At 68.7% G+C, this 20,861-nt stretch carries 21 protein-coding genes; 10 read left to right on the plus strand and 11 right to left on the minus strand.

What is annotated here, in order from left to right; all coding sequences use genetic code 11:
- Window positions 1-50 precede the first annotated feature (50 nt).
- The 4 genes from BN2660_RS15115 to BN2660_RS15130 all read left to right on the plus strand — a co-directional run bounded on the left by BN2660_RS15115 (window position 51) and on the right by BN2660_RS15130 (window position 4,003).
- Window positions 51-671: a DedA family protein gene (locus BN2660_RS15115; RefSeq protein ID WP_091234151.1), complete on the plus strand. Its 621-nt coding sequence runs from the start codon at window positions 51-53 to the stop codon at window positions 669-671.
- Window positions 672-676: 5 nt separating this feature from the next.
- Entirely contained in the window at window positions 677-1,921 is a 1,245-nt protein-coding gene (locus tag BN2660_RS15120; RefSeq protein WP_091234154.1) for a sensor histidine kinase, read from the plus strand.
- Window positions 1,918-2,589, plus strand: coding sequence for a response regulator (locus BN2660_RS15125; RefSeq protein WP_091234157.1), 672 nt, complete (start codon window positions 1,918-1,920; stop codon window positions 2,587-2,589). Before BN2660_RS15120 ends, BN2660_RS15125 begins: the two co-directional genes overlap by 4 nt.
- Window positions 2,590-2,686: 97 nt before the next feature.
- On the plus strand, window positions 2,687-4,003 hold the full coding sequence (locus BN2660_RS15130) for an acyltransferase family protein (RefSeq protein ID WP_091234160.1): 1,317 nt from the start codon (window positions 2,687-2,689) through the stop codon (window positions 4,001-4,003).
- Here the strand turns inward: BN2660_RS15130 and BN2660_RS15135 are convergent.
- The 3 genes from BN2660_RS15135 to BN2660_RS15145 are packed head-to-tail and all read right to left on the minus strand — an operon-like array spanning window position 3,950 to window position 5,806.
- Window positions 3,950-4,543: an energy-coupling factor transporter transmembrane component T family protein gene (locus BN2660_RS15135; RefSeq protein ID WP_091234162.1), complete on the minus strand. Its 594-nt coding sequence runs from the start codon at window positions 4,541-4,543 to the stop codon at window positions 3,950-3,952. The genes BN2660_RS15130 and BN2660_RS15135 overlap by 54 nt on opposite strands.
- On the minus strand, window positions 4,540-5,232 hold the full coding sequence (locus tag BN2660_RS15140) for an energy-coupling factor ABC transporter ATP-binding protein (protein ID WP_255305209.1): 693 nt from the start codon (window positions 5,230-5,232) through the stop codon (window positions 4,540-4,542). The genes BN2660_RS15135 and BN2660_RS15140 overlap by 4 nt, the downstream gene beginning before the upstream one ends.
- Complete coding sequence (locus BN2660_RS15145) at window positions 5,222-5,806, minus strand: biotin transporter BioY (RefSeq protein ID WP_091234168.1); 585 nt, start codon at window positions 5,804-5,806, stop codon at window positions 5,222-5,224. Before BN2660_RS15145 ends, BN2660_RS15140 begins: the two co-directional genes overlap by 11 nt.
- Window positions 5,807-5,861: 55 nt before the next feature.
- Here BN2660_RS15145 and BN2660_RS15150 point away from each other — a divergent pair, with 55 nt between their 5' ends.
- On the plus strand, window positions 5,862-6,449 hold the full coding sequence (locus BN2660_RS15150; protein WP_091234868.1) for a TetR family transcriptional regulator: 588 nt from the start codon (window positions 5,862-5,864) through the stop codon (window positions 6,447-6,449).
- Here the strand turns inward: BN2660_RS15150 and BN2660_RS15155 are convergent.
- The 7 genes from BN2660_RS15155 to sufB are packed head-to-tail and all read right to left on the minus strand — an operon-like array spanning window position 6,412 to window position 12,995.
- On the minus strand, window positions 6,412-7,782 hold the full coding sequence (locus tag BN2660_RS15155) for an MFS transporter (protein WP_091234172.1): 1,371 nt from the start codon (window positions 7,780-7,782) through the stop codon (window positions 6,412-6,414). The genes BN2660_RS15150 and BN2660_RS15155 overlap by 38 nt on opposite strands.
- Window positions 7,779-8,933: a MalY/PatB family protein gene (locus BN2660_RS15160; protein WP_091234175.1), complete on the minus strand. Its 1,155-nt coding sequence runs from the start codon at window positions 8,931-8,933 to the stop codon at window positions 7,779-7,781. Before BN2660_RS15160 ends, BN2660_RS15155 begins: the two co-directional genes overlap by 4 nt.
- A gap of 2 nt (window positions 8,934-8,935) precedes the next feature.
- A complete protein-coding gene (locus tag BN2660_RS15165) occupies window positions 8,936-9,265 on the minus strand; it encodes a metal-sulfur cluster assembly factor (RefSeq protein ID WP_053096448.1) in 330 nt (109 codons plus the stop codon).
- A 10-nt stretch (window positions 9,266-9,275) separates the two neighbouring features.
- Window positions 9,276-10,046, minus strand: coding sequence for a Fe-S cluster assembly ATPase SufC (gene sufC, locus BN2660_RS15170; RefSeq protein ID WP_091234180.1), 771 nt, complete (start codon window positions 10,044-10,046; stop codon window positions 9,276-9,278).
- On the minus strand, window positions 10,047-10,373 hold the full coding sequence (locus tag BN2660_RS15175; protein WP_091234183.1) for a non-heme iron oxygenase ferredoxin subunit: 327 nt from the start codon (window positions 10,371-10,373) through the stop codon (window positions 10,047-10,049). It lies immediately after the preceding gene.
- The gene (sufD, locus tag BN2660_RS15180) at window positions 10,370-11,575 is read right to left on the minus strand and encodes a Fe-S cluster assembly protein SufD (RefSeq protein ID WP_091234187.1); all 1,206 of its coding nucleotides are present in this window, start codon (window positions 11,573-11,575) and stop codon (window positions 10,370-10,372) included. The genes BN2660_RS15175 and sufD overlap by 4 nt, the downstream gene beginning before the upstream one ends.
- A 1-nt stretch (window position 11,576) precedes the next feature.
- Window positions 11,577-12,995 carry a Fe-S cluster assembly protein SufB gene (sufB, locus tag BN2660_RS15185; protein WP_091234191.1) on the minus strand — a complete coding sequence of 473 codons (1,419 nt, stop codon included), beginning with the start codon at window positions 12,993-12,995 and terminating at the stop codon, window positions 11,577-11,579.
- Between the two features lie 232 nt (window positions 12,996-13,227).
- Here sufB and BN2660_RS15190 point away from each other — a divergent pair, with 232 nt between their 5' ends.
- Together BN2660_RS15190 and BN2660_RS15195 are read left to right on the plus strand one after the other, a co-directional pair.
- Window positions 13,228-14,337: a COX15/CtaA family protein gene (locus tag BN2660_RS15190; RefSeq protein WP_091234195.1), complete on the plus strand. Its 1,110-nt coding sequence runs from the start codon at window positions 13,228-13,230 to the stop codon at window positions 14,335-14,337.
- A gap of 85 nt (window positions 14,338-14,422) precedes the next feature.
- On the plus strand, window positions 14,423-14,851 hold the full coding sequence (locus BN2660_RS15195; RefSeq protein ID WP_255305211.1) for a hypothetical protein: 429 nt from the start codon (window positions 14,423-14,425) through the stop codon (window positions 14,849-14,851).
- Here the strand turns inward: BN2660_RS15195 and BN2660_RS15200 are convergent.
- Window positions 14,797-15,702: a heme o synthase gene (locus BN2660_RS15200; protein ID WP_091234871.1), complete on the minus strand. Its 906-nt coding sequence runs from the start codon at window positions 15,700-15,702 to the stop codon at window positions 14,797-14,799. The two genes, BN2660_RS15195 and BN2660_RS15200, sit on opposite strands and share 55 nt — an antisense overlap.
- Window positions 15,703-16,034: 332 nt before the next feature.
- Here BN2660_RS15200 and tkt point away from each other — a divergent pair, with 332 nt between their 5' ends.
- From tkt to BN2660_RS15215, 3 genes are read left to right on the plus strand one after another with little or no spacing between them, the layout of a single operon-like run.
- Complete coding sequence (gene tkt / locus BN2660_RS15205; protein ID WP_091234874.1) at window positions 16,035-18,131, plus strand: transketolase; 2,097 nt, start codon at window positions 16,035-16,037, stop codon at window positions 18,129-18,131.
- Window positions 18,128-19,240 carry a transaldolase gene (tal, locus tag BN2660_RS15210; protein WP_091234198.1) on the plus strand — a complete coding sequence of 371 codons (1,113 nt, stop codon included), beginning with the start codon at window positions 18,128-18,130 and terminating at the stop codon, window positions 19,238-19,240. The genes tkt and tal overlap by 4 nt, the downstream gene beginning before the upstream one ends.
- On the plus strand, window positions 19,237-20,844 hold the full coding sequence (locus tag BN2660_RS15215) for a hypothetical protein (RefSeq protein WP_091234201.1): 1,608 nt from the start codon (window positions 19,237-19,239) through the stop codon (window positions 20,842-20,844). Before tal ends, BN2660_RS15215 begins: the two co-directional genes overlap by 4 nt.
- Window positions 20,845-20,861: the final 17 nt, after the last annotated feature.

Consider the following 20,861-nt stretch of genomic DNA (forward strand, 5'->3'; position numbering starts at 1 on the left):
GATACCTGAGGGTGATGTCCCGAAGGCCGCCCGCTTCCTAACCTTCTCGAGTGGATGTGATCAACGAGCTCGTGCTGCAGACCGTCGCCTCGCCCTGGCTGTACCTCGTGCTGTTCGCGGTCACCGTGATCGACGGCTTCTTTCCGCCGATCCCGAGCGAGACGGTGCTCGTCGCCGCCGCGGCCGTGACGGTGTCCTCCGGCGACCTGTGGGCTCTCGTGCCGCTCGCGCTCATCGCCGCAGCGGGTGCCACCATCGGCGACAACGTCGCGTTCGCACTCGGGCGGAGGATCGGGACGGATCGCTGGTCGTGGATGCGCCGACCTCGAGTGGTCGGCGCCTTCACCCACGCCCAGCTCGCCCTCGGGCGGCGCAGCGCGGCCCTCATCCTCGGTGCGCGGTACATCCCCGTCGGGCGAGTCGCGGTGAACATGTCCGCCGGGGCTCTCCGCTTCCCGTGGCGTCGATTCCTGCCGCTGAGCATCATCGCCGGCCTCAGCTGGAGCGTGCTCAGCGTGACGATCGGACTCCTCGCGGGGGCATGGGTCGCGGACCAGCCGGTGGTGAGCGCAGCCATCGGCGTCGCCGTGGCTCTTCTCCTGGGACTCACGATCGACCGGGTCTCCGCTGTCCGGCGGCGGCGAGCGCCCGCCCTCCACCTGGCAGGATGACAGACATGGCACGTCCCCCGCGCACGAAGCGCACCGCGCGCATGAGCCGACGCACTGCCGCTCTCGCGTCGGTGGGCATCGTGGCGATCACTCTGTACTCGATTCTCGTGCCCGTGCAGACGGCCCTGTACGGCACGTCCCTGCCGTTGTCGTTCCTCCTCGGCGCCGCGCTCTGCGTGGCTCCCCTCCTCGCCGTCTCGCACCCGCGCTGGGCGATCCTGCTGTTCTGCTCCGCATCCTTCACCCTTCCCCTCCTCGTCGTCGCGGGACTCGCCACCGAGGCGCCGTGGCCGTGGTCGGTGCCCGTGTTGCTCGCCTTCGTCCTGCTGGTCGGCGTCGTGACCTTCGTGCACGGCGCCCGTCTCGGCGCGTTCCCCCTCGTCATCGGAGCCGCACTGTCTCTGACCGCTCCCCTCCTTCGCGGTGACGTGATGGCGACCGAAGGGGTGGTGTCGGCCGTCACCGCGAACCTCATCGTGACGACGTCCGTGTCGGCGGCGATGTATCTCGTCGCGGCGCTCACCGCCGGGCGGATGCGCGTGGCTGCCGAGCTGTCGAGGGAGCGCGAGCACTCCGCTCTCGAGGAGTCACGCCGTGCCCTCGTCGAGGAGCGCACCCGCATCGCACGTGAGCTTCATGATGTGATCGCGCACAGCATGTCGGTGATCCAGGTGCAGGCGTCGACCGCGCGCTACCGACTGCCCGGGATCGGCGACGAGGCGTCGGGTGAGTTCGACAGCATCGCCGCCACCGCCCGCACCTCCCTGACCGAGATGCGCCGCATGCTCGGGGTGCTCCGCACCGAGGATCAGTCCGCCGAGCTCACGCCACAGCAGGGCATCGAGGACATCCCCTCCCTGGTCGACACCTTCCGGCGTGCCGGGGTGACGATCGGCTTGCAGATCACCGGGGCGGTCGCGGATGCACCGTCCGCGGCACAGATCGCCATGTTCCGCATCGTTCAGGAAGCGCTGAGCAACGCGGTGCGGCACGCCGCGGGAGCCGCCGTGACCGTGCGCCTGACGAGCGAGGGCGACATGCTGGTCGTCCGCGTGCGCAACGGCACGCCATCGGACACGTCTCCTGCGACCGGTGGAGGCTACGGGCTCCGCGGCATGCGCGAGCGCGTCGAGATCCTCGGCGGCACCTTCACCGCCGGCCCGACGTCCGACGGCGGCTGGGAGGTCGCTGCCGCTCTTCCGCTGTCGGTCGACGCGAATGCCCCTGCATCCATCGAGGAGATCCCATGACCATCAGCGTGCTCATCGCCGACGACCAGGCCATGGTCCGGGCGGGCTTCGCCGCCCTGCTCGACGCCCACGAGGGCATCCGGGTGGCGGGCCAGGCCGCGAACGGCGCCGAGGCCGTCACGCTCGCGGCCCGTCTGGACCCCGACGTCATCCTGATGGACGTCCGGATGCCGGAGATCGACGGCATCGAGGCGACCCGGCGCATCCTCGGCCCGAGCTACCCGGCCGCCCACGTGCCGCGCATCCTCATGCTCACGACGTTCGACATCGACGACTACGTGTACGACGCACTCGAGGCCGGCGCCAGCGGGTTCCTCCTGAAGGATGCCCTGCCCGAGGAGCTCGTGCACGCGGTGCGCGTGGTCGCCGGCGGCGATGCGCTCCTCGCTCCCAGCGTCACCCGCCGGATGATCGAGCAGTTCGCAGGCCGCCGACCGCGCACGTCGACGGCGACGACGGCGCTCGCCGAGCTCACCGACCGTGAGCAGGAGGTCCTGGTGCTGATCGGCAGGGGGCGATCGAACAGCGAGATCGCGTCAGACCTGTTCATCGCCGAGCAGACCGTGAAGACGCACGTCGGCAAGGTGCTCGCCAAGCTCCGACTCCGCGATCGCGTGCACGCCGTGATCCTCGCGTACGACACCGGGCTCGTCGAACCCGCCTCCTGACTACCCCCTCGGTAGGGGTGTGAACGGCCCTGTGGGGTGATGCCCGCCTCCGCACCGCGTCCATACGATCCTCGGACACCCCGACCGAGGAGGACCCATGGCCATCGTGGACGCACCCCCCAGCATCGCTCCCGGAGCACCGATGCCCGCCGGTCGCGACGCCGGGATCGACCTGCTGCGCGCACTCTGCGTGGTCGGCGTCGTCCTGCTGCACGCGATCATGGTGGGCGTCACGGTCGCCGACGGTGCTCCGGTGTTCGCGAACGCGAGTGACGGCGCCTGGTGGATCGTCCCCGTCAGCTGGGCCCTGCAGGTGATGCCGCTCTTCTTCATCATCGGCGGCTTCTCCGGTTTCCTCGCCCACCGTCGGCTGCGAGAGCGCGGGGCGTCCGCCGTCGACTTCGTCGCCGGGCGCGTGCACCGCCTGTTGCGCCCGGCGGTCGTCGTGATCGGGGTCGTCGGAGTCCTGCTCGCGGCTCTCGGCATGAGCGGCGTCCCCGCGGACATCGTGGCGACCGCCGGCTACCGGTACGGGCAGCCGCTGTGGTTCCTGGCCGTCTTCCTGCTATGCCAGTCGCTTCTGCCGGCGCTCGCGGCGGCTCATGCGCGTCGGCCGGTCGTGACCGTCCTGCTGCTCGCCTCGGGCGCCGCGGCGGTGGATCTCCTCCGCGCCGGCACGGGGATGGAGGCGCTGGGCTTCCTCAATCTCGCCTTCGTGTGGCTGACGCTGCAGCAGTTCGGGTTCTTCCTCGCCGACGGCACGGTGGAGCGGCTGACACGACGGACCAGGGCGATCGGCGGAAGCGCCGCTCTCGTCCTGCTCGTCGCCGCCTTCACCGGAGGCGTGTACTCCCCCGACCTCATCGCGAACATCAATCCTCCGACCGGCGCGCTCATCCTCGTGGGCCTGGTGCAGCTGAGTGCCGTGTCGCTCCTCCGGGATCGCATCGCGGCGTTCAGCCGACGTCCGCGCGCAGCGGCTCTCGCAGCCTTCATCAACGCGCGCACGATGACGATCTACCTGTGGCACATGCCGGTGCTCCTCGGCATGGCGGGTGTCTCCGCGGTCGTCGCCCTCTCGACGGGGATCGCCCTGCCCGAGCCGAGCAGTGCGCTGTGGTGGCTGGGTCGCCCCGTCTGGCTCGTCGCGGCCCTGGCGCTGACCGCTGCTCTCGCCGTGCCCCTCACCCGGTTCGAGACGACTCGGACGCCGCGTGCCACGCGCTCGGCACGTCGACTCGCCTGCTCCGTGCTGATCGGACTCAGTGCTGTCGTGCTCCTGCTCGCCGCAGGAACCACCGTGTGGACTGCGGCGGCGGCGGCGGTCGGTGTGCTCGTCGCTCTCCGGCTCGCCCGCCGGTCAGACGAGGCCGCGCGCCACGAGGGCATCCCCGACGTCGTCCGCGTGGCGTAGCGTGCGCACGAGCAGCGGCACGATCGCCCGTGCCCCGATGCGGACGCCCCGCGCGCGATGCGCGTCGGCGATCTCTGCCGCGAAGCCGGAGAACACGGGGATCAGCGTCAGTGCGAGCGAGAGCGTCATCGCGACGGCATCGGCGTCCACACCCCAGCGTCGCAGTGGTGCGAGGAGGCGATGCAGCACGGCGAGCAGCTCCCCCATCGGGGTGGTCATGGTGAGGAGCGTGGCGAGCAGCACGAGGGAGACCACCCTGGCGGTGCTGACCCAGGCCGTGAGCGGTGACACGAAGATCCACAGGGCGCCGCCGAGCACCAGCACGAGCCACCGGAGGCGCCACAGCTCGGTGCCGAGCACCCGGAGCGGCACACGCGCGACGATGAACAGCAGGCCCACACCCAGAGCGACGGCGCCGATGCTGACCGCGTCGTGGGGATACAGAGACACCGCGAACGCGACGACCGCGAGCAGCAGCAGCTTGGAGCCGGCAGACAACCGGTGCATCGGGCTCGCGCCGGGCCGATACAGCTGGATCACGCGCAGCTCCGTCGGTATGCCTCGATCACGGCCGCCGGCTCACCGGACGCGGTGAGCACGCCGTCGTCGAACAGCAGCGCATGATCGCATCGGGCTGCGAGGTCGAGGTCGTGGGTCGCCACCACCAGCTGCGCCGGATCCGACAGCAGCAGGTCGCCGATACGGCGGGCGTTCCGCAGATCGAGGAGAGTCGTCGGCTCGTCGGCGACCAGCAGTGCAGGGTCGGTGATGAGGACCGAAGCGAGGGCGAGCAGCTGCTTCTGCCCGCCCGACAGCGCCGAAGCCGGCACGTCGGCACGATCGCTCAGGCCGTGCTCGCCGAGCGTCGCCCAGACGCGACGCTCGGTCTCGGCCCTCGACGTTCCTCGCAGCGAGAGACGGAGGTCCTCGATCGGCGTCGGCATCAGGATCTGCGCCTGCGGGTCGGTGAACACGAAGCCGACGCGGCGACGAACGGCCGCCGCATCCCGCTGCGTGTCGAGCCCCTGGACCGTGACCCTGCCCGCAGCGGGCAGGACGAGTCCGTTGAGGAGACGCACGAACGTGGACTTCCCAGATCCGTTCGCTCCGATGACCGCGGTGCGCCGAGCGTCGAGCTCTACGGAGACGTCGCGGAGGATCGGTCGGCCCTCGCGCTCGACCGTCACGGCTTCGACGGCGATCCCGGCGACCCGCGTCTCAGGCGGCACGGGCGGACGCGGGAGCATCGATTCCGGCACGCCCGAACGCCGGCGGATATGCGCGGCGCAGCGCGAGCACCAGGGCCGTCGCGGCGGCTGCCTTGAGGAGATCGCCCGGCAGGAAGACGAGGCTGGAGGCGGCCGCGGTCTGAAGGTCCAGGCCCAGCACCAGTGCCTGGACCGGGATGCCGAACAGGTAGACGACGAGGATGCCGCCGACGACCGTGGCGAGGGCGGTGCGCCACCACGAGATGCGGTGCCCGCGGACGAGCAGGCCGATCAGGACCGCGCCGATCACCCAGCCCAGCAGGTACCCGGCGGTCGGTCCCACGAACACGCCGAGGCCTCCCCTCCCTCCGGCGAGCACGGGGAGGCCCAGCGCCGCGAGCACCAGCACCAGGAGCACCGCGAGAGGTGCTCTGCGGGGATCGAGCACCGCGCCCGCCAGCATGACCCCGAGTGTCTGCGCCGTGATCGGCACGCCGCCGGGGAGGGGGAGGGTGACCATGCCGAGCACGACGATGAGCGCCGCGAAGACCGCGATTCGAGCCAGATCGCGACCGAGGTCGTTCTGTCGAGCCATGAGAGATTCCTTCCTGAACACCGTTCACCTGAACGGTGTTCACTATAGTGAGATCATGACCCCGGACCACAACTCGACCCGCCACGACCGTGACGGAGTAGCGAGTGCCGCGCTCGCGCTGCTCGACGAGGTGGGGCTCGCCGACCTCTCGATGCGCCGCATCGCCGGGACCCTCGGCGTCCAGCCGAGCGCGCTCTACTGGCACTTCTCCAGCAAGCAGCAGCTTCTCGCCGAGCTGGCGGACCGGATCACCGCGCCCATCCCGTCCGGCGTCACCGACGTGCTCCCCCTCGCGCGCAGCATCCGCGATGCCCTCTTCACGTATCGGGATGGAGCCGAGCTCGTCCTGAGCACGTACGCGCTCGGCCTCGGATCCGCGCATGCGCAGACCGCGCTGGAGTCGGCCTTGCGTCGCAGCGGCGCAACGGACGCGACGGAGCGCGCCGCCGCCCTCCTCCACTTCGTGCTCGGCCACGCGACCCTCGTCCAGCAGCGCATGCACGCCGACAGCCACGGCGTGGTCGAGATCGATGGTGCCGACGATGTGACGGCCGGTCTCGACCGGATCTTCGATGTCGGCGTCTCCGCGTTGGCCGGACCGGCCGTCAGAGGCGTGTCGACTCCGCCGCGTGGCCGAGCCTGAGGCCGGGGAGGAACGCGAGGGCGACGAGGGCGAGAGCGACCGCGGACACCACTCCGACGTTCTCGACGCCTCCGCCGAGACTGGCGACGGCGAGGCCCGCGACGGCGATGACCACCGCTGAGCCCGTGGAGTCCGAGATCGAGAGCGCCGACGAGTTGAAGCCCTGGTTCCCCTCGTCCGAGTAGGCGAGTGTGAGGACCGTCAGGCGCGGATACAGCAGCCCCATGCCCGCTCCCGCGAATCCCCAGGCGATGACGACGATCACGGGCGACAGGTCACGTGATGCCGTGGCGAGCACACCCGATATCGCGAGGAGCATGAGCACCAGGCTGACGATGGTGATGCGACGGTTGCCGAGCCGCTCGCCGACACGCCCCTGCAGGTGCGACGCACCCGCCCACGCGAGGGCGGCGAACATGAGTCCCACGCCCGCCCACGTGGCCGACCATCCGAATCGCTCGATGAGCAGGTACGGGATGTAGGCCTCGGTCGCGAAGAACGCACCGGCCACCATGCCGCGCATGAGCACGACGCTGGGGAGTCCTCGACCGGCCCGCAGCGTGCGCTTCGGCAGGAGAGGCAGCACGGCGACGGCGATTCCGACTATCGCGCCGATCGCCACCGGCCAGCGAGCTGCTGACAGCATTTCGGGAGTGAGGCCGAGGATCACGGCGAAGGCGGCGACGACGACGGCCAGAGCCAGACGGATGACGAGCGTCCGTCGATCCTGCGGCTCTCCATGCCCGAGATCGACGCCGCGCAGACGGGCGGCGATCGTGAGGAATGCCACGGCGGTGAGCACTGCGACGCCGAGGAACGCCCATCGCCAATCGAGGTATTCGGCGACGGCTCCGGCCAGGAACGGCCCGATCATCGACGGCACGATCCAGGCTGCGGCGAACGCCGCGAAGACGCGACCGTGCAGAGAGGGCGGATACAGGCGAGCGACGACCACGTAGAGCGCCACCGTCTGACCTCCGGCACCGAGCCCCTGCACGAGCCGACCGATGAGGAACTGCTCCATGGAGATCGCGAAGCCGGAGATCACGAGGCCGATGAGGAACAGCGTCACCGCGACGTACAGAGCGCCCCGGGGTCCCCGCGCATCCGACCATGCACCGGCGGCGACCATGCCGATGACGCTGGTCGCCAGGGTCCCCGCGAATGCGGCGGCGAAGAGGTCGCCTCCGTCGAGCGCGTCGCTCACGATGGGCATCACCGTGGTCACCGCGAGCGCCTCGATGGCCGCGAGGAAGATGAGTGCCACCGCCCCGACCGTGACCCACAGCCGGTCGCGATCCCAGATCGAGGCGGCGGTCGCCGCGCTCGTCATCGATCCCTGAGAGACGCGATGCGCTCGATCGCCTCGGTGATGATCTCGGGACTGGTCCCGAAGTTGAGTCTCACGTGTCCCGCACCCTCGACACCGAAGGCGGGACCGTAATGCAGGGCGACCCTGGCGTCCTTGAGGATGCGGCGCGCGGGATTCTCGCCCCATCCGAGGCCTGTGAGGTCGATCCACGCCAGGTAGCCCGCGTCCGGCATCCGATAGCGGGCTTCGGGCAGCCGCGACGAGAGCAGATCCTCGAGCAGCAGGCGGTTCTCATCGAGGGTGCGCAGCAGACCATCGAGCCAGTCGTCGCTCGCCTCCGAGAACGCCGCGACGGCAGCCAGCAGGCCGAACTGCCCGGTGCGCCATTCCACCTCGATGGGGAGGCCGCGCAGCACCGCATGCGTCGTGTCGGATGCGGTGACCATGAGGGCGCACTTGAGGCCCGCGAGGTTGAAGGCCTTGCTCGCGCTCACGACGGCGTAGCCCACGCGCTCCGCGGCCTCGCCGCAGTCGAGGAACGGCGTGAAGCCGGTGCCCGGCTGCGCGAGCGGCGCGTGGATCTCGTCGGACACCACCGCGGCACCGAACTCGTCGGCCAGCTCGGCGAGTGCGCGCAGGGAGTCCCGGTGGTGCACGGTGCCGGTCGGGTTGTGCGGGTTGCACAGCAGGATCGCCGTCGCGCCCTCGTGGAACGCGGCACGGATGCCGTCGAGATCGAGCTCCCACGACGTACCCGTGTCGCAGAGCGGCACTCGCTCGACTTCGGCGCCTGCTTCGGCGACCAGCTCATAGAACGGCGGATACACCGGAGGAGTCACCACGACCCGCTCCCCCGGCTGCGTCACGCGCCGGAGTATCTCCACGATTCCCATGCTGACGTCGGCGGTGCTGCGCATGCGGGCGGGGTCTGCTTCCCAGCCGAAGCGCCGTCGGGCGAAGGCCGCGTACGACGAAGCCAGCGGTGTGCGCGAGGCGATGTAGCCCGTGTCGCCGAGGTCGACCGCGCGGCGAAGCGCCGTCTCGATCTCCGGCGCCAGCGGGAAGTCCGTCTCCGCGACGAACAAGGGCAGGACGTCGGCAGGGTACTCCCGCCACTTCTCGCTGCTGCGCTGACGGAGCTCGGTCAGCGAGAGCGCCCTGACCTCGAGCATCCTCAGATCGCGAAGCCGAGCGCGCGCATCATGTCGCGTCCGTCGTCCGTGATCTTCTCGGGGCCCCACGGCGGCATCCACACCCAGTTGATGCGGAAGCGATCGACGACGTTGTCCAGAGCCTGAGCGGTCTGGTCCTCGAGCACATCCGTCAACGGGCAGCCGGCGCTCGTGAGCGTCATGTGGATCACGAGAGCATCGTTCTCGTCATCCCACGCGAGATCGTAGATGAGGCCGAGGTCGACGACGTTGATCCCGAGCTCCGGGTCCATGACGTCCTTGAGAGCCTCGGTGACCTCGTCGTACTTCGCGTCGGTGAGGGTGGCTGTCATGCGATTCAGCCTACGCCTCGATGGGGGCCGCGGGGTCGAGGAAACGGTCGTATCCCTCTTCCTCGAGCCGGTCGGCGAGCTCCGGGCCGCCCTCTTCCACGATCTTGCCGGCGACGACGACGTGCACGAAGTCGGGGCGGATGTAGCGGAGGATGCGTGTGTAGTGCGTGATCAGCAGCACGCCGAGACCGGTGGACTCCTTGGCGCGGTTGACACCCTCGGAGACGATCTTCAGCGCGTCGACGTCGAGACCGGAGTCCGTCTCGTCGAGGATCGCGAACTGCGGCTTCAGCACCTCGAGCTGGAGGATCTCGTGGCGCTTCTTCTCGCCACCGGAGAACCCCTCGTTGACGTTGCGCTGAGCGAACTTCGGGTCCATGCGGAGGTTCGCCATGGCCGCCTTGACGTCCTTGGTCCAGCCGCGGATCGCCGGCGCCTCGCCGTCGAGTGCCGTCTTGGCGGTACGGAGGAAGTTGGTGACCGTGACGCCCGGGATCTCGACGGGGTACTGCATGGCGAGGAACAGGCCGGCGCGTGCGCGCTCGTCGACGGTCATCTCCAGGACGTCCTGGCCGTCGAAGGTGATCGAGCCGGAGGTCACGGTGTACTTGGGGTGACCGGCGATCGTGTAAGCGAGGGTCGACTTCCCCGAGCCGTTCGGGCCCATGATGGCGTGGGTCTCACCGGTGTTCATGGTGAGCGTGATTCCGTTGAGGATGGGGGTGGTCCCCGCCTCGGTCTCGACCGTCACATGCAGGTCGCGGATTTCGAGAACAGACATTCAGACTTCCTTCGTCACAGTCGGGTCGATGAGCACGTCGTCGCCGTCGATCTCGACGACGTAGACCGGCACGGGCTCATAAGCGGGGAGATTCTGGGGCTTGCCGGTGAGCAGGGAGAACGCCGAGCCGTGCGCCCAGCATTCCACCGTGTCACCTTCGACGAAGCCCTCGGAGAGCGAGATGTCGCCGTGCGTGCAGGTGTCTCCGATGGCGTGGATGACGCCCTCGGAGTCTTTGATCACGGTGATCGGAACGCCGTTCGGCTCGACGCGGATCGGCATGTCCTGCTCGAGGTCGGCAACCCCGCACACGCGCTCCGCGCTCATGCGTTCACCTCGGCGATCTCCGTCTCGATCGCGGCGAGCAGCTCGGCCTCGAGCGCGGGGATCTGCAGACGCTGCACGATGTCGGTGAGGAATCCGAGCACGACGAGTCGACGCGCCTCCTCCTCGCTGATGCCGCGAGCCTGCAGGTAGAACAGCTGCTCGTCATCGAAACGACCCGTCGCGCTGGCGTGGCCCGCGCCGAGGATGTCGCCGGTCTCGATCTCGAGGTTCGGGATCGAGTCGGCGCGTGCGCCTTCGGTGAGCACCAGGTTGCGGTTCGCCTCGTAGGAGTCGGTACCGGTGGCGTCGGCGCCGATGAGCACGTCGCCGATCCAGACGCTGTGCGCGCCGTCGCCCTGGAGCGCGCCCTTGTAGAGGACGTCGCCCTTGGTGTGCGGCCCCTTGTGGTGCAGGTAGACCTGGCTCTCGAGGTGCTGCCCGGCATCCGCGTACGACAGCCCGTAGAGGTAGCCCTCGGAACCTGCGCCCGCGAGCTCGACGCTCGGGTTCACGCGCACGACTCCGCCGCCGAAGCTGATCACGAAGTGCTTGAGCGTGGCGTCGGCGCCGACTCGCGCCTGGTGCGCGGCCGTGTGCACGGCCTCGTCCTGCCACTGCTGCAACGTGATGACCGTGAGCTTCGCACCGTCGCGGACGATGATCTCGACGTTCTGCGCGTACTGGGCGGCACCGGTGTGCTGGAGCACCACGGTCGCCGAGCTGTGCTCGAGGGCCTCGATCACGATGTGCGCGTCCGCGCGCTTCTCGGCGCCCTGACCGTCGATCGTGATGAAGATCGGCTCAGAGACCTCCTCCTCACGCGGGATGCGGATGTGCAGCGCCTCGGTCGCGCCCTGCCAGGCCACGGCGCCGGTGATGTCCTCGGCGAGGAACACCTCGCCACGGGGCGCCGTGCCGGCGGCGAGGAAGGCGGAGAGGTACTTCTCACCCGAGCCGAAGGCGTACGTCACTCCGTCTGCGGAACCCGCGACCTCGAAGAGAGGAGCGAGCTTGGCGACCGGGGTGTGCTTCCAGTTCACCTCGCGGCCGGAGGGCGTGCCGAAGTCGGCGGGCTCGAACGAGTGCGGGCGCTCCGAGCGGGTCTGCACCGGTACGAAACCGGCGTCCGCGACCTGGGCGGCGGGGTCGACGTGCGCGCTCGAATGCTGCGACGCGGTCGGCGTCGTCGTCTGGGCCGTCATATCAGCCGACCGATCCTTCCATGCCCATCTCGATGAGCTTGTTCAGTTCCATGGCGTACTCCATCGGCAGCTCGCGAGCGATCGGCTCGATGAAGCCGCGCACGATCATCGCCATGGCCTCGTCTTCGGGCATGCCGCGCGACTGCAGGTAGAAGAGCTGCTCCTCGCTGACCTTCGACACCGTGGCCTCGTGACCGAGCTGCACGTCATCGACACGGATGTCGATCGCGGGATATGTGTCGGACCGGGACTTCGTGTCGACGAGCAGAGCGTCGCAGCGAACGGTGTTGGCCGAGTGGTGCGCGTTCGCGTCGACGCGGACCTCGCCGCGGTAGCCGGCACGACCACCGCCGCGGGCGATCGACTTCGAGACGATCGACGACTGCGTGTACGGCGCCATGTGAATCATCTTCGCGCCGGCGTCCTGGTGCTGACCGGGACCGGCGAAGGCCACCGAGAGCGTCTCGCCCTTCGCGTGCTCGCCCATCAGGTAGATCGACGGGTACTTCATGGTCACCTTGGAGCCGATGTTGCCGTCGACCCACTCCATCGTCGCCCCCTCGTGCGCGACCGCACGCTTGGTGACGAGGTTGTAGACGTTGTTCGACCAGTTCTGGATCGTCGTGTAGCGCACGCGGGCGTTCTTCTTGACGATGATCTCGACGACGGCCGAGTGCAGCGAGTCCGACTTGTAGATCGGAGCCGTGCAGCCCTCGATGTAGTGGACGTAGCTGTCCTCGTCCGCGATGATCAGGGTGCGCTCGAACTGACCCATGTTCTCGGTGTTGATGCGGAAGTACGCCTGCAGCGGGATCTCCACGTGCACGCCCTTGGGGACGTAGACGAACGATCCGCCTGACCAGACCGCGGTGTTCAGCGCCGCGAACTTGTTGTCGCCCGCCGGGATGACGGTGCCGAAGTACTCCTCGAAGAACTCGGGGTGCTCACGGAGAGCCGTGTCGGTGTCCATGAAGATGACACCCTGCTCCTCCAGGTCCTCGCGGATCTGGTGGTACACGACCTCGGACTCGTACTGGGCGGCGACGCCGGCGACGAGGCGCTGGCGCTCGGCCTCGGGGATGCCGAGGCGTTCGTACGTCTCGCGGATCTCCGCAGGCAGGTCCTCCCAGGACTGCGCCTGCTTCTCCGTCGAGCGCACGAAGTACTTGATGTTGTCGAAGTCGATCTCGCTGAGGTCGGCGCCCCAGGTCGGCATCGGCTTGCGTCCGAACAGCTGGTATCCCTTGAGACGGGTCTTCAGCATCCATTCGGGCTCGTGCTTGAGCGCCGAGATCCCGCGGACCACCTCTTCGGAGATCCCGCGCTTGGCGATGGCTCCGGCAGCGTCCTCGTCATGCCACCCGAATTCGTACACCCCCAGGCTTTCGAGCTCCGGGCGGTCGATCAGCACATCCGACATCACACACTCTCCTCACAGGTCCCAAACGGTGTAATCCGCCCCGACACACCTGATCCCCGTCGAGTCTGCGGGAGCGGGTGCCGTTGGTGGGCCCTCATCACCGGCGCTTCCGTCGCGCCTAAACTGTTGACGATGGTTCAGCGCTGTCAGCGCTCATCGCAACAATCCGATTCTACAGGTTCCGCCTGAAGACAGGGCCGCCCGCCGTGTCCCTTGCGGTTCGGAGACACCCATGCCCCAGTCCACGATCGCCTCCCCCACGAATGCACCGGCAACGTCGACGACCCATGCCGCCCTGTGGGGGCGCGCACTGCGGATCTTCGCGTGGCTGTCGTTCCTGTCGCAGACCATCATCATCGGCACGGGCGGCGCGGTGCGTCTCACGGATTCCGGGCTCGGATGCTCGGAATGGCCGCTCTGCACTCCCGAGTCCCTCGTGCCGATCTACGCCGATCAGGGCATCCACGGGATCATCGAGTTCGGCAACCGCGTCATGACCGGCGTGGTCGGTGTCATCGCACTCGCGGTCCTCCTGCTCGTGCTCGCGCGTGTCGGCGGCAAGCGCCTCGTGTTCTCCGCTCTGCGGTTCGCCGCGGGCGGCATCGCAGCTGCCGCGGTGGTCTTCGCGATCGTCTCGGTGCTCTCGCTGCCTGCGACCCCGTTCGCCATGGGAGCGCTGCTCGTCGCCGTGATCGCCGCGATCATCCGGTCGATGCGCCTGGCACCCGAACGGCGCGATCTCGTGATCCTCGCCTGGCTGGTTCTCGCGGGTGTGGTCGCTCAGGCGCTCGTCGGCGGCATCACCGTGCTGACCGGCCTGAACCCGTTCATCGTGGGCTTCCACTACGTCTCGTCCCTGCTGCTCGTCTGCGTCACCGCCGCGTTCCTGGTGCGTCTGTACGCGACGCCGGGCCTGCGCGAGCGTGCCGTGCCGCGGTGGTTCGCGATCCTCAGCCACGTCACCGGCCTCGCCCTCGCTGTGACGATCCTCTTCGGTGTTTTGACGACGGGGTCCGGTCCGCACTCCGGTGATGCCGCTGTCGAGCGTCAGGGGTTCGACGCCACGGTGCTTGCCCACGTGCACTCGTGGCCCGGGTACATCCTCGCCGCGCTCGTCGCCGCGCTCACCATCTCGGCCTGGGTGCTCCGGCTCGAGCCCCGCAGGTGGCTGCTCGTGCTCGTGCTCGCGATCCTCGTGCAGGTCGGCGTCGGCGTGTGGCAGGCGCGCGAGGGCCTCCCCCCTCTGCTCGTCGGCATCCACATGGTGCTCGCCGCGCTGTCGGCCGCCGCCTACACGGTTGTCGTTCTGCATCTGAAGAAGCCCGTCACCAGCGAGGGCTGATCTCGCGCCGGAGCCTCGACCGGGCACAGTCGATGCATAGCTGCGCCATCAGAGGCTCATCAGTTCGTCGTGCACCGTGGCTGACATGAACAAGTCACTCACTCGCAGCATCGGCTTCTGGCTCCTCCTCGTGCTCTCGCTCGCCTCGGCGGGTGTCGGCGGATGGCTCATCGCCGGTCAGGTCGGCACTATGACGAGCACGCTGCTCGACGGCACGGCGACGGGCATCGAGGTCTACGTCGGGCAGTCGCTGGTCGTGGTCGGCGCGGCTCTGCTGGGCGCCGGAGTCATCGGCATCCTCATCGCCGTGGCACTCACCGCGGTTCAGACCCTCGTCCCGGCATCCGCGCCGGCGGTCGTCGAGCCCATCGACTGGACCGCCGAGAGCTCAGTCGACGAGCGAACGGTCACCGACGACACCACTCCTCGTGAGGATGTCGACCTGGAGGCGGACGACGCTCAGAAGGGCAGCAGCGGGTCGAGCGCGACCGCTACGAAGATCAGCGTCAAGTAGGTGATCGAGGCGTGGAAGACTCGCATCGGCCGCGCCTCGTTCCCCCGCACCGCCTGGTTGTAGAGCCGGTGCGACTCGTAGATGAACCAGCCGCCGAAGACCACGGCGGACACCGTGTAGACGAGGCCCATGTTCGCGATCGGGATCAGGAGCAGCGAGCAGGCGACGGTCGCCCAGGCGTAGAGGATGACCTGGAGCCCCACCTGTGAGGCGTTGCGGGTCACTCCGAGCATGGGCACGTCGACGTCGTCGTAGTCGTCCTTGTACTTCATCGACAGCGGCCAGTAGTGCGGCGGGGTCCAGAGGAAGATCAGGCCGAACAGGATGAACGCGGGCCAGTCGAGCGTCCCGGTGACGGCCGACCATCCGATGAGAACGGGGAAGCATCCCGCGATGCCGCCCCAGATGATGTTCTGCTCGGTGCGGCGCTTGAGGATCATCGTGTAGATCACGACGTAGAAGAAGATGGCGGATGCCGACAGCGTCGCCGCGAGCCAGTTCGTCGTGAACCACAGCCAAACGGTCGACAGCACCGCGAGGGTCCAGGAGAAGACGAGCGCGCCGCGCGGCGTGATCTCTCCGGTCACCAGAGGACGGTTCTCGGTGCGGTGCATGTGCGCATCGATGTCGCGATCGAGGTACATGTTGAACGCGGCTGCCGATCCGGCGCTCATCGAGCCGCCGATCACGGTCGCGAGGACGAGCCACATGTTCGGGAGTCCGCCCTCGGCCAGGAACATCACCGGCACGGTGGACACCAGGAGCAGCTCGAGTACGCGCGGCTTGGTGAGGGCGACGTACGCCTTCACGGTACGACCGATGGACTTCTTCACAACGGTCTGATCAGACATCGTCGAGATCTCGATCGCCTCCTCCGCACGCGTCACGACAGCTTTTCCAGTCTACGGCACCCGCCGGACGCCAGAGACGACGGCGACGCGCCCGGGCGTCGCGGGATCGCGTTCCACGACCGCTGGATCCGGGTCTCAGATCGCACCGGATCCCCCTCGCACGACGGGAATTACCTGCTCGACGCGTGGTTGTAAAGGGGGGTAACGCGAGGACCCGCAGCGCTATGCTGAAAAGACTCGCGCGCCCGGCGCTCATCACATTCCATCCGTAAAGAAGCGGACCGCGATGCTGCGTTCCGGTCGCTCTCGAACAGTTGGAGAAGGGCTTCACCGTGTCGGAACTGCAGTGGGATGAGATCGATCGACGCGCGGTGGACACCGCCCGTCTGCTGGCTGCGGATGCTGTGGAGAAGGTCGGCAACGGCCACCCCGGCACCGCGATGAGCCTCGCACCGGCCGCCTACCTCCTGTACCAGCGGGTGCTGCGCCACGACCCCACCGATGTCGACTGGCTGGGCCGCGACCGTTTCATCCTCTCGGTCGGGCACTCCTCTCTCACGCAGTACGTGCAGCTCTACCTCGGCGGCTTCGGCCTCGAGCTCGACGACCTCAAGGCGCTCCGCACCTGGGGCTCGCTCACCCCTGGCCACCCGGAGTACGGCCACACCAAGGGTGTCGAGATCACCACCGGCCCCCTGGGCCAGGGCCTCGCCTCCGCCGTCGGGTTCGCCTACGCCGCCCGCTACGAGCGCGGGCTGTTCGACCCCGAGGCAGAGGCCGGCACGAGCCCGTTCGACCACTTCGTCTACGTGATCGCCGGCGACGGCGACCTCCAGGAGGGCGTCACGAGCGAGGCCTCCTCGCTCGCCGGCCACCAGGAGCTCGGCAACCTCATCGCGATCTACGACTCGAACCAGATCTCGATCGAGGACGACACGAACGTCGCCTTCACCGAAGATGTCGCGAAGCGCTACGAGGCGTACGGCTGGCAGGTCCAGGTCGTCGACTGGAAGAAGACCGGCGAGTACGTCGAAGACGTCGCCGAGCTGCACGCCGCGATCGAGGCCGCGAAGGGCGAGACGTCCAAGCCTTCTCTCATCATCCTGAAGACGATCATCGGCTGGCCGTCGCCCGGCAAGCAGAACTCCGGCAAGATCCACGGATCGGCCCTCGGCGGCGACGAACTCGTCGCGACCAAGAAGGTCCTCGGCTTCGACCCCGAGGAGCACTTCGCGATCGCCGACGACGTGCTCGCGCACACCCGGGGTCTGGCCGATCGCGCCGCCGAGACCCGCGCCGCCTGGCAGGAGTCGTTCGATGCCTGGGCCGAGGCGAACCCCGAGCGCAAGACGCTCCTCGACCGCCTGGAGGCAGGCGAGCTGCCGGCCGACATCACCTCGGCTCTCCCCGTCTTCGAAGGCGGCAAGGACGTCTCCACCCGTGCGGCTTCCGGTCAGGTCATCAACGCCCTCGCCGCCGAGCTCCCCGAGCTCTGGGGCGGGTCGGCCGACCTCGCCGAGTCGAACCTGACCACGATCAAGGACTCGAAGTCGTTCATCCCCGCCGAGTGGTCGACCCACGAGTGGTCGGGCGACCCGTACGGCCGGGTCCTGCACTTCGGCATCCGCGAGCACGCGATGGGCGCGATCGTCAACGGCATCGTGCTGCACGGTCCGACTCGCGCCTTCGGCGGCACGTTCCTCATCTTCAGCGACTACATGCGCCCGCCGGTACGTCTGGCCGCGCTCATGAACGTCCCCAGCATCTTCGTCTGGACCCACGACTCCGTGGCCCTCGGCGAAGACGGCCCGACCCATCAGCCGGTCGAGCAGATCGCGACGCTCCGCGCCATCCCGAACTTCACCCTCGTGCGTCCGGCCGATGCGAACGAGACGTCGGCCGCATGGCTCGAGATCCTCCGCCGCCACGAGGGCCCCGCGGGCATCGCTCTGACCCGTCAGAACATCCCGGTGTTCGAACGCGGCGACGGCGAGGCATCCGGCGATGTCTTCGCGTCCACCGACGGTGTGTCGAAGGGCGCGTACGTGCTCGCCGAGGCACCGAACGGGAGCCCGGACGTCATCATCATCGCGACCGGTTCCGAGGTGCAGCTCGGCGTGAACGCACGCGCCGCGCTCGCAGAAGAAGGCATCAACGTCCGGGTCGTCTCCGCTCCGTCGTTGGAGTGGTTCGACGAGCAGGACGAGGCGTACCGCGAGTCGGTGCTCCCGAAGGCCGTCACCGCACGTGTCTCGGTCGAGGCCGGTTCCGTCCTCAGCTGGCGCGGCATCGTGGGCGACCGCGGCCGCTCGGTCGGCATCGACCACTTCGGCGCCTCCGCCGACTACAAGACCCTGTTCGAGAAGTTCGGCATCACCACCGAGGCCGTCATCGCGGCCGCACGCGAGACCATCAAGGAGAACGCATGAGCACCCCCACCGCAGACCTCGCAGCAGCCGGTGTCAGCATCTGGCTCGACGACCTGTCGCGCACCCGCATCTCCTCCGGCAACCTCGCCGAGCTGATCTCGTCGCGCAACGTCGTCGGCGTCACCACCAACCCGACCATCTTCGCCAACGCGATCACCGACAAGAACGACACCTCGTACGACGCTCAGGTGACCGAGCTCGCCGCCTCCGGTGCGACCGCTGAAGAGGCCGTCTTCGCGGCGACGACGCAGGACGTCCGCGCCGCGCTCGACGTCTTCCGTCCCGTGTGGGAGGCCTCCGACCACGTCGACGGCCGCGTCTCGATCGAGGTCTCCCCCGATCTCGCGCATGACACCGAGGGCACCGTCGCGTCGGCCAAGGAGCTGTGGGCCAAGGTCGACCGCCCGAACCTGCTCGTGAAGATCCCGGCCACCAAGGCCGGCATCCCCGCGATCACCGAGGCCATCGCCGCGGGCATCAGCGTCAACGTGACCCTGATCTTCAGCCTCGAGCGGTACGCCGATGTCATCGATGCCTACCTCACGGGCCTCGAGCGCGCGCACAGTGCCGACTTCGACCTGTCGAGCATCCACTCCGTGGCCTCGTTCTTCGTCTCTCGCGTCGACACCGAGACCGACAAGCGTCTCAGCGCCATCGGGACGGACGCCGCCGAGGCGCTCAAGAGCAAGGCGGGCCTCGCGAACGCGCGCCTCGCCTACGAGCTCTTCGAGCAGAAGTTCGCCGAGAAGCGCGCTCAGGACCTCCTCGCGCTCGGCGCCAACCTGCAGCGTCCGCTCTGGGCATCGACCGGCGTCAAGGACCCCGCTCTGCCGGACACGCTGTACGTGACTGAGCTCGTGGCTCAGGGCGTCGTCAACACCATGCCCGAGAAGACGCTCGAGGCGACCTTCGACCACGGTGTCGTCACCGGAGACACCATCACCGGCGGCTACGACGAGGCCCGCGAGGTCTTCGCCGGTCTCGCGGAGGTCGGCGTGGACTTCACCGACGTGACCCAGGTGCTCGAGGACGAAGGCGTCGCCAAGTTCATCGACTCGTGGCACGACCTGCTGACGCAGGTGGCCGAAGGGCTCGAGGCGCAGCGATGACCTTCGCGATCCACGCGTCCGGCGCAGCGCGCGTGGCCATCGACGAGACGGTTCCCGCCCTCGTCCACGATCTGATCGCATCGCGCATCACCGGCGGCGACGCAGCGCTGTGGGGCCCCGCGGCCGAGGCCGAGGCAGCCGTGCGTCTGGGCTGGGTGGAGGCGATCTCCGTCTCCCGCCCGCTCGTGACCGAGATCGAGGCGCTGCGCGCCGATCTTTCGTCCCGAGGCATCGACCGCGTCGTCCTGGCCGGTATGGGCGGGTCGTCGCTCGCTCCCGAGGTCATCGCGCAGACCGCCGGAGTGCCGCTGACCATCCTCGACTCCACTGCGCCCGCACAGGTGCTCGCCGCTCTCGACGAGGGAATCGAGAACACGGTGCTGGTCGTGTCGTCGAAGTCCGGGTCCACTGTCGAGACGGACTCGCAGCGCCGGACATTCGAGGCGGCGTTCCGCGATCTGGGCATCGATCCCGCCGAGCGGATCGTCGTGGTGACCGACCCGGGCTCGCCGCTCGACGTGTCGGCCCGCCAGGCGGGCTACCGCGTCTTCAACGCCGACCCGAACGTGGGGGGCCGGTACTCGGCGCTCACCGCCTTCGGGCTCGTCCCCTCGGGCCTGGCTGGGGTCGACATCGACGAGCTGCTCGACGAGGCCGAGGCCTCGCTGCTCGAGGTCGCCGTCGATTCCGCTGAGAACCCGGCACTGCGTCTGGCCTCCGCGATCGCCGCGACCACCCCGCGACGAGACAAGCTCGGCCTCATCACCGACGGCACCCACATCAACGGGCTGCCCGACTGGATCGAGCAGCTGATCGCCGAGTCGACGGGCAAGGATGCCACCGGCATCCTCCCGGTCGTGCTGCTCCCGGTCTCCCCTGAGCTCGACGCGAAGCCGGCCGACCTGCAGATCGTCCGTCTGGTCGATGACGCCAACGAGTTCCACCTGCGCGAGCAGCACGAAGGCGAGATCCTCGTGAGCGGAACGCTCGGCGCACAGTTCATCGTCTGGGAGTACGCCACGGCCATCGCGGGCTACCTGCTCGGGATCAACCCGTTCGACCAGCCCGATGTCGAGTCCGCCAAGGTCGCCGCCCGCGGTCTGCTGGATGCTCGCCCGGCACCGACAGTCCCTGCGTTCGTGGAGAACGGGGTGGAGGTCCGCGTGTCCGACCCGGCTCTCGCTTCTTCGGGAACGGTCGAAGGTGTGCTCGATGCCCTCTGGGCGCGGCTCGCCGACGATGGATACGTCTCCATCCAGGCGTACGTGAACCGTCTCGATGTCCCGCAGCTGCAGGGGCTCCGCGAGCTGGTCGCCGCAGACTCCGGTCGCCCGACGACCTTCGGATGGGGGCCCCGCTTCCTCCACTCCACCGGCCAGTATCACAAGGGCGGACCCGCGCAGGGTGTGTTCCTCCAGATCCTGGAGCGCACGGACGTCGACCTCGAGATCCCCGAGCGGCCCTTCACGTTCGGGCAGCTCATCGAGGCGCAGGCCGCCGGCGACGCCGGTGTCCTCGCCGAGCACGGCCGTCCGGTCGTCTCCCTGACGATCACCGATTCGTCGGCCGACGTCCTCACCCTCTTCGAAGCCGCTCAGAAGTAACAGCCTGGAGATTCCCC

This window comes from Microbacterium sp. 3J1, from assembly GCF_001049495.1.
Classification (GTDB): Bacteria; Actinomycetota; Actinomycetes; order Actinomycetales; family Microbacteriaceae; genus Microbacterium.

Excerpts from the sequence above, each read along its gene's own strand:
- BN2660_RS15190 (WP_091234195.1), top strand. The coding sequence starts at position 13,228 with ATGCCCCAGTCCACGATCGCCTCCCCCACGAATGCACCGGCAACGTCG.
- sufD (WP_091234187.1), bottom strand. The coding sequence starts at position 11,575 with ATGACGGCCCAGACGACGACGCCGACCGCGTCGCAGCATTCGAGCGCG.
- sufC (WP_091234180.1), bottom strand. The coding sequence starts at position 10,046 with ATGTCTGTTCTCGAAATCCGCGACCTGCATGTGACGGTCGAGACCGAG.
- tal (WP_091234198.1), top strand. The coding sequence starts at position 18,128 with ATGAGCACCCCCACCGCAGACCTCGCAGCAGCCGGTGTCAGCATCTGG.
- BN2660_RS15155 (WP_091234172.1), bottom strand. The coding sequence starts at position 7,782 with ATGACGAGCGCGGCGACCGCCGCCTCGATCTGGGATCGCGACCGGCTG.
- BN2660_RS15200 (WP_091234871.1), bottom strand. The coding sequence starts at position 15,702 with ATGTCTGATCAGACCGTTGTGAAGAAGTCCATCGGTCGTACCGTGAAG.
- BN2660_RS15165 (WP_053096448.1), bottom strand. The coding sequence starts at position 9,265 with ATGACAGCCACCCTCACCGACGCGAAGTACGACGAGGTCACCGAGGCT.
- BN2660_RS15130 (WP_091234160.1), top strand. The coding sequence starts at position 2,687 with ATGGCCATCGTGGACGCACCCCCCAGCATCGCTCCCGGAGCACCGATG.
- BN2660_RS15215 (WP_091234201.1), top strand. The coding sequence starts at position 19,237 with ATGACCTTCGCGATCCACGCGTCCGGCGCAGCGCGCGTGGCCATCGAC.
- BN2660_RS15125 (WP_091234157.1), top strand. The coding sequence starts at position 1,918 with ATGACCATCAGCGTGCTCATCGCCGACGACCAGGCCATGGTCCGGGCG.
- BN2660_RS15145 (WP_091234168.1), bottom strand. The coding sequence starts at position 5,806 with ATGGCTCGACAGAACGACCTCGGTCGCGATCTGGCTCGAATCGCGGTC.
- BN2660_RS15160 (WP_091234175.1), bottom strand. The coding sequence starts at position 8,933 with ATGCTCGAGGTCAGGGCGCTCTCGCTGACCGAGCTCCGTCAGCGCAGC.
- sufB (WP_091234191.1), bottom strand. The coding sequence starts at position 12,995 with ATGTCGGATGTGCTGATCGACCGCCCGGAGCTCGAAAGCCTGGGGGTG.
- BN2660_RS15150 (WP_091234868.1), top strand. The coding sequence starts at position 5,862 with ATGACCCCGGACCACAACTCGACCCGCCACGACCGTGACGGAGTAGCG.
- BN2660_RS15175 (WP_091234183.1), bottom strand. The coding sequence starts at position 10,373 with ATGAGCGCGGAGCGCGTGTGCGGGGTTGCCGACCTCGAGCAGGACATG.
- BN2660_RS15195 (WP_255305211.1), top strand. The coding sequence starts at position 14,423 with ATGAACAAGTCACTCACTCGCAGCATCGGCTTCTGGCTCCTCCTCGTG.
- BN2660_RS15120 (WP_091234154.1), top strand. The coding sequence starts at position 677 with ATGGCACGTCCCCCGCGCACGAAGCGCACCGCGCGCATGAGCCGACGC.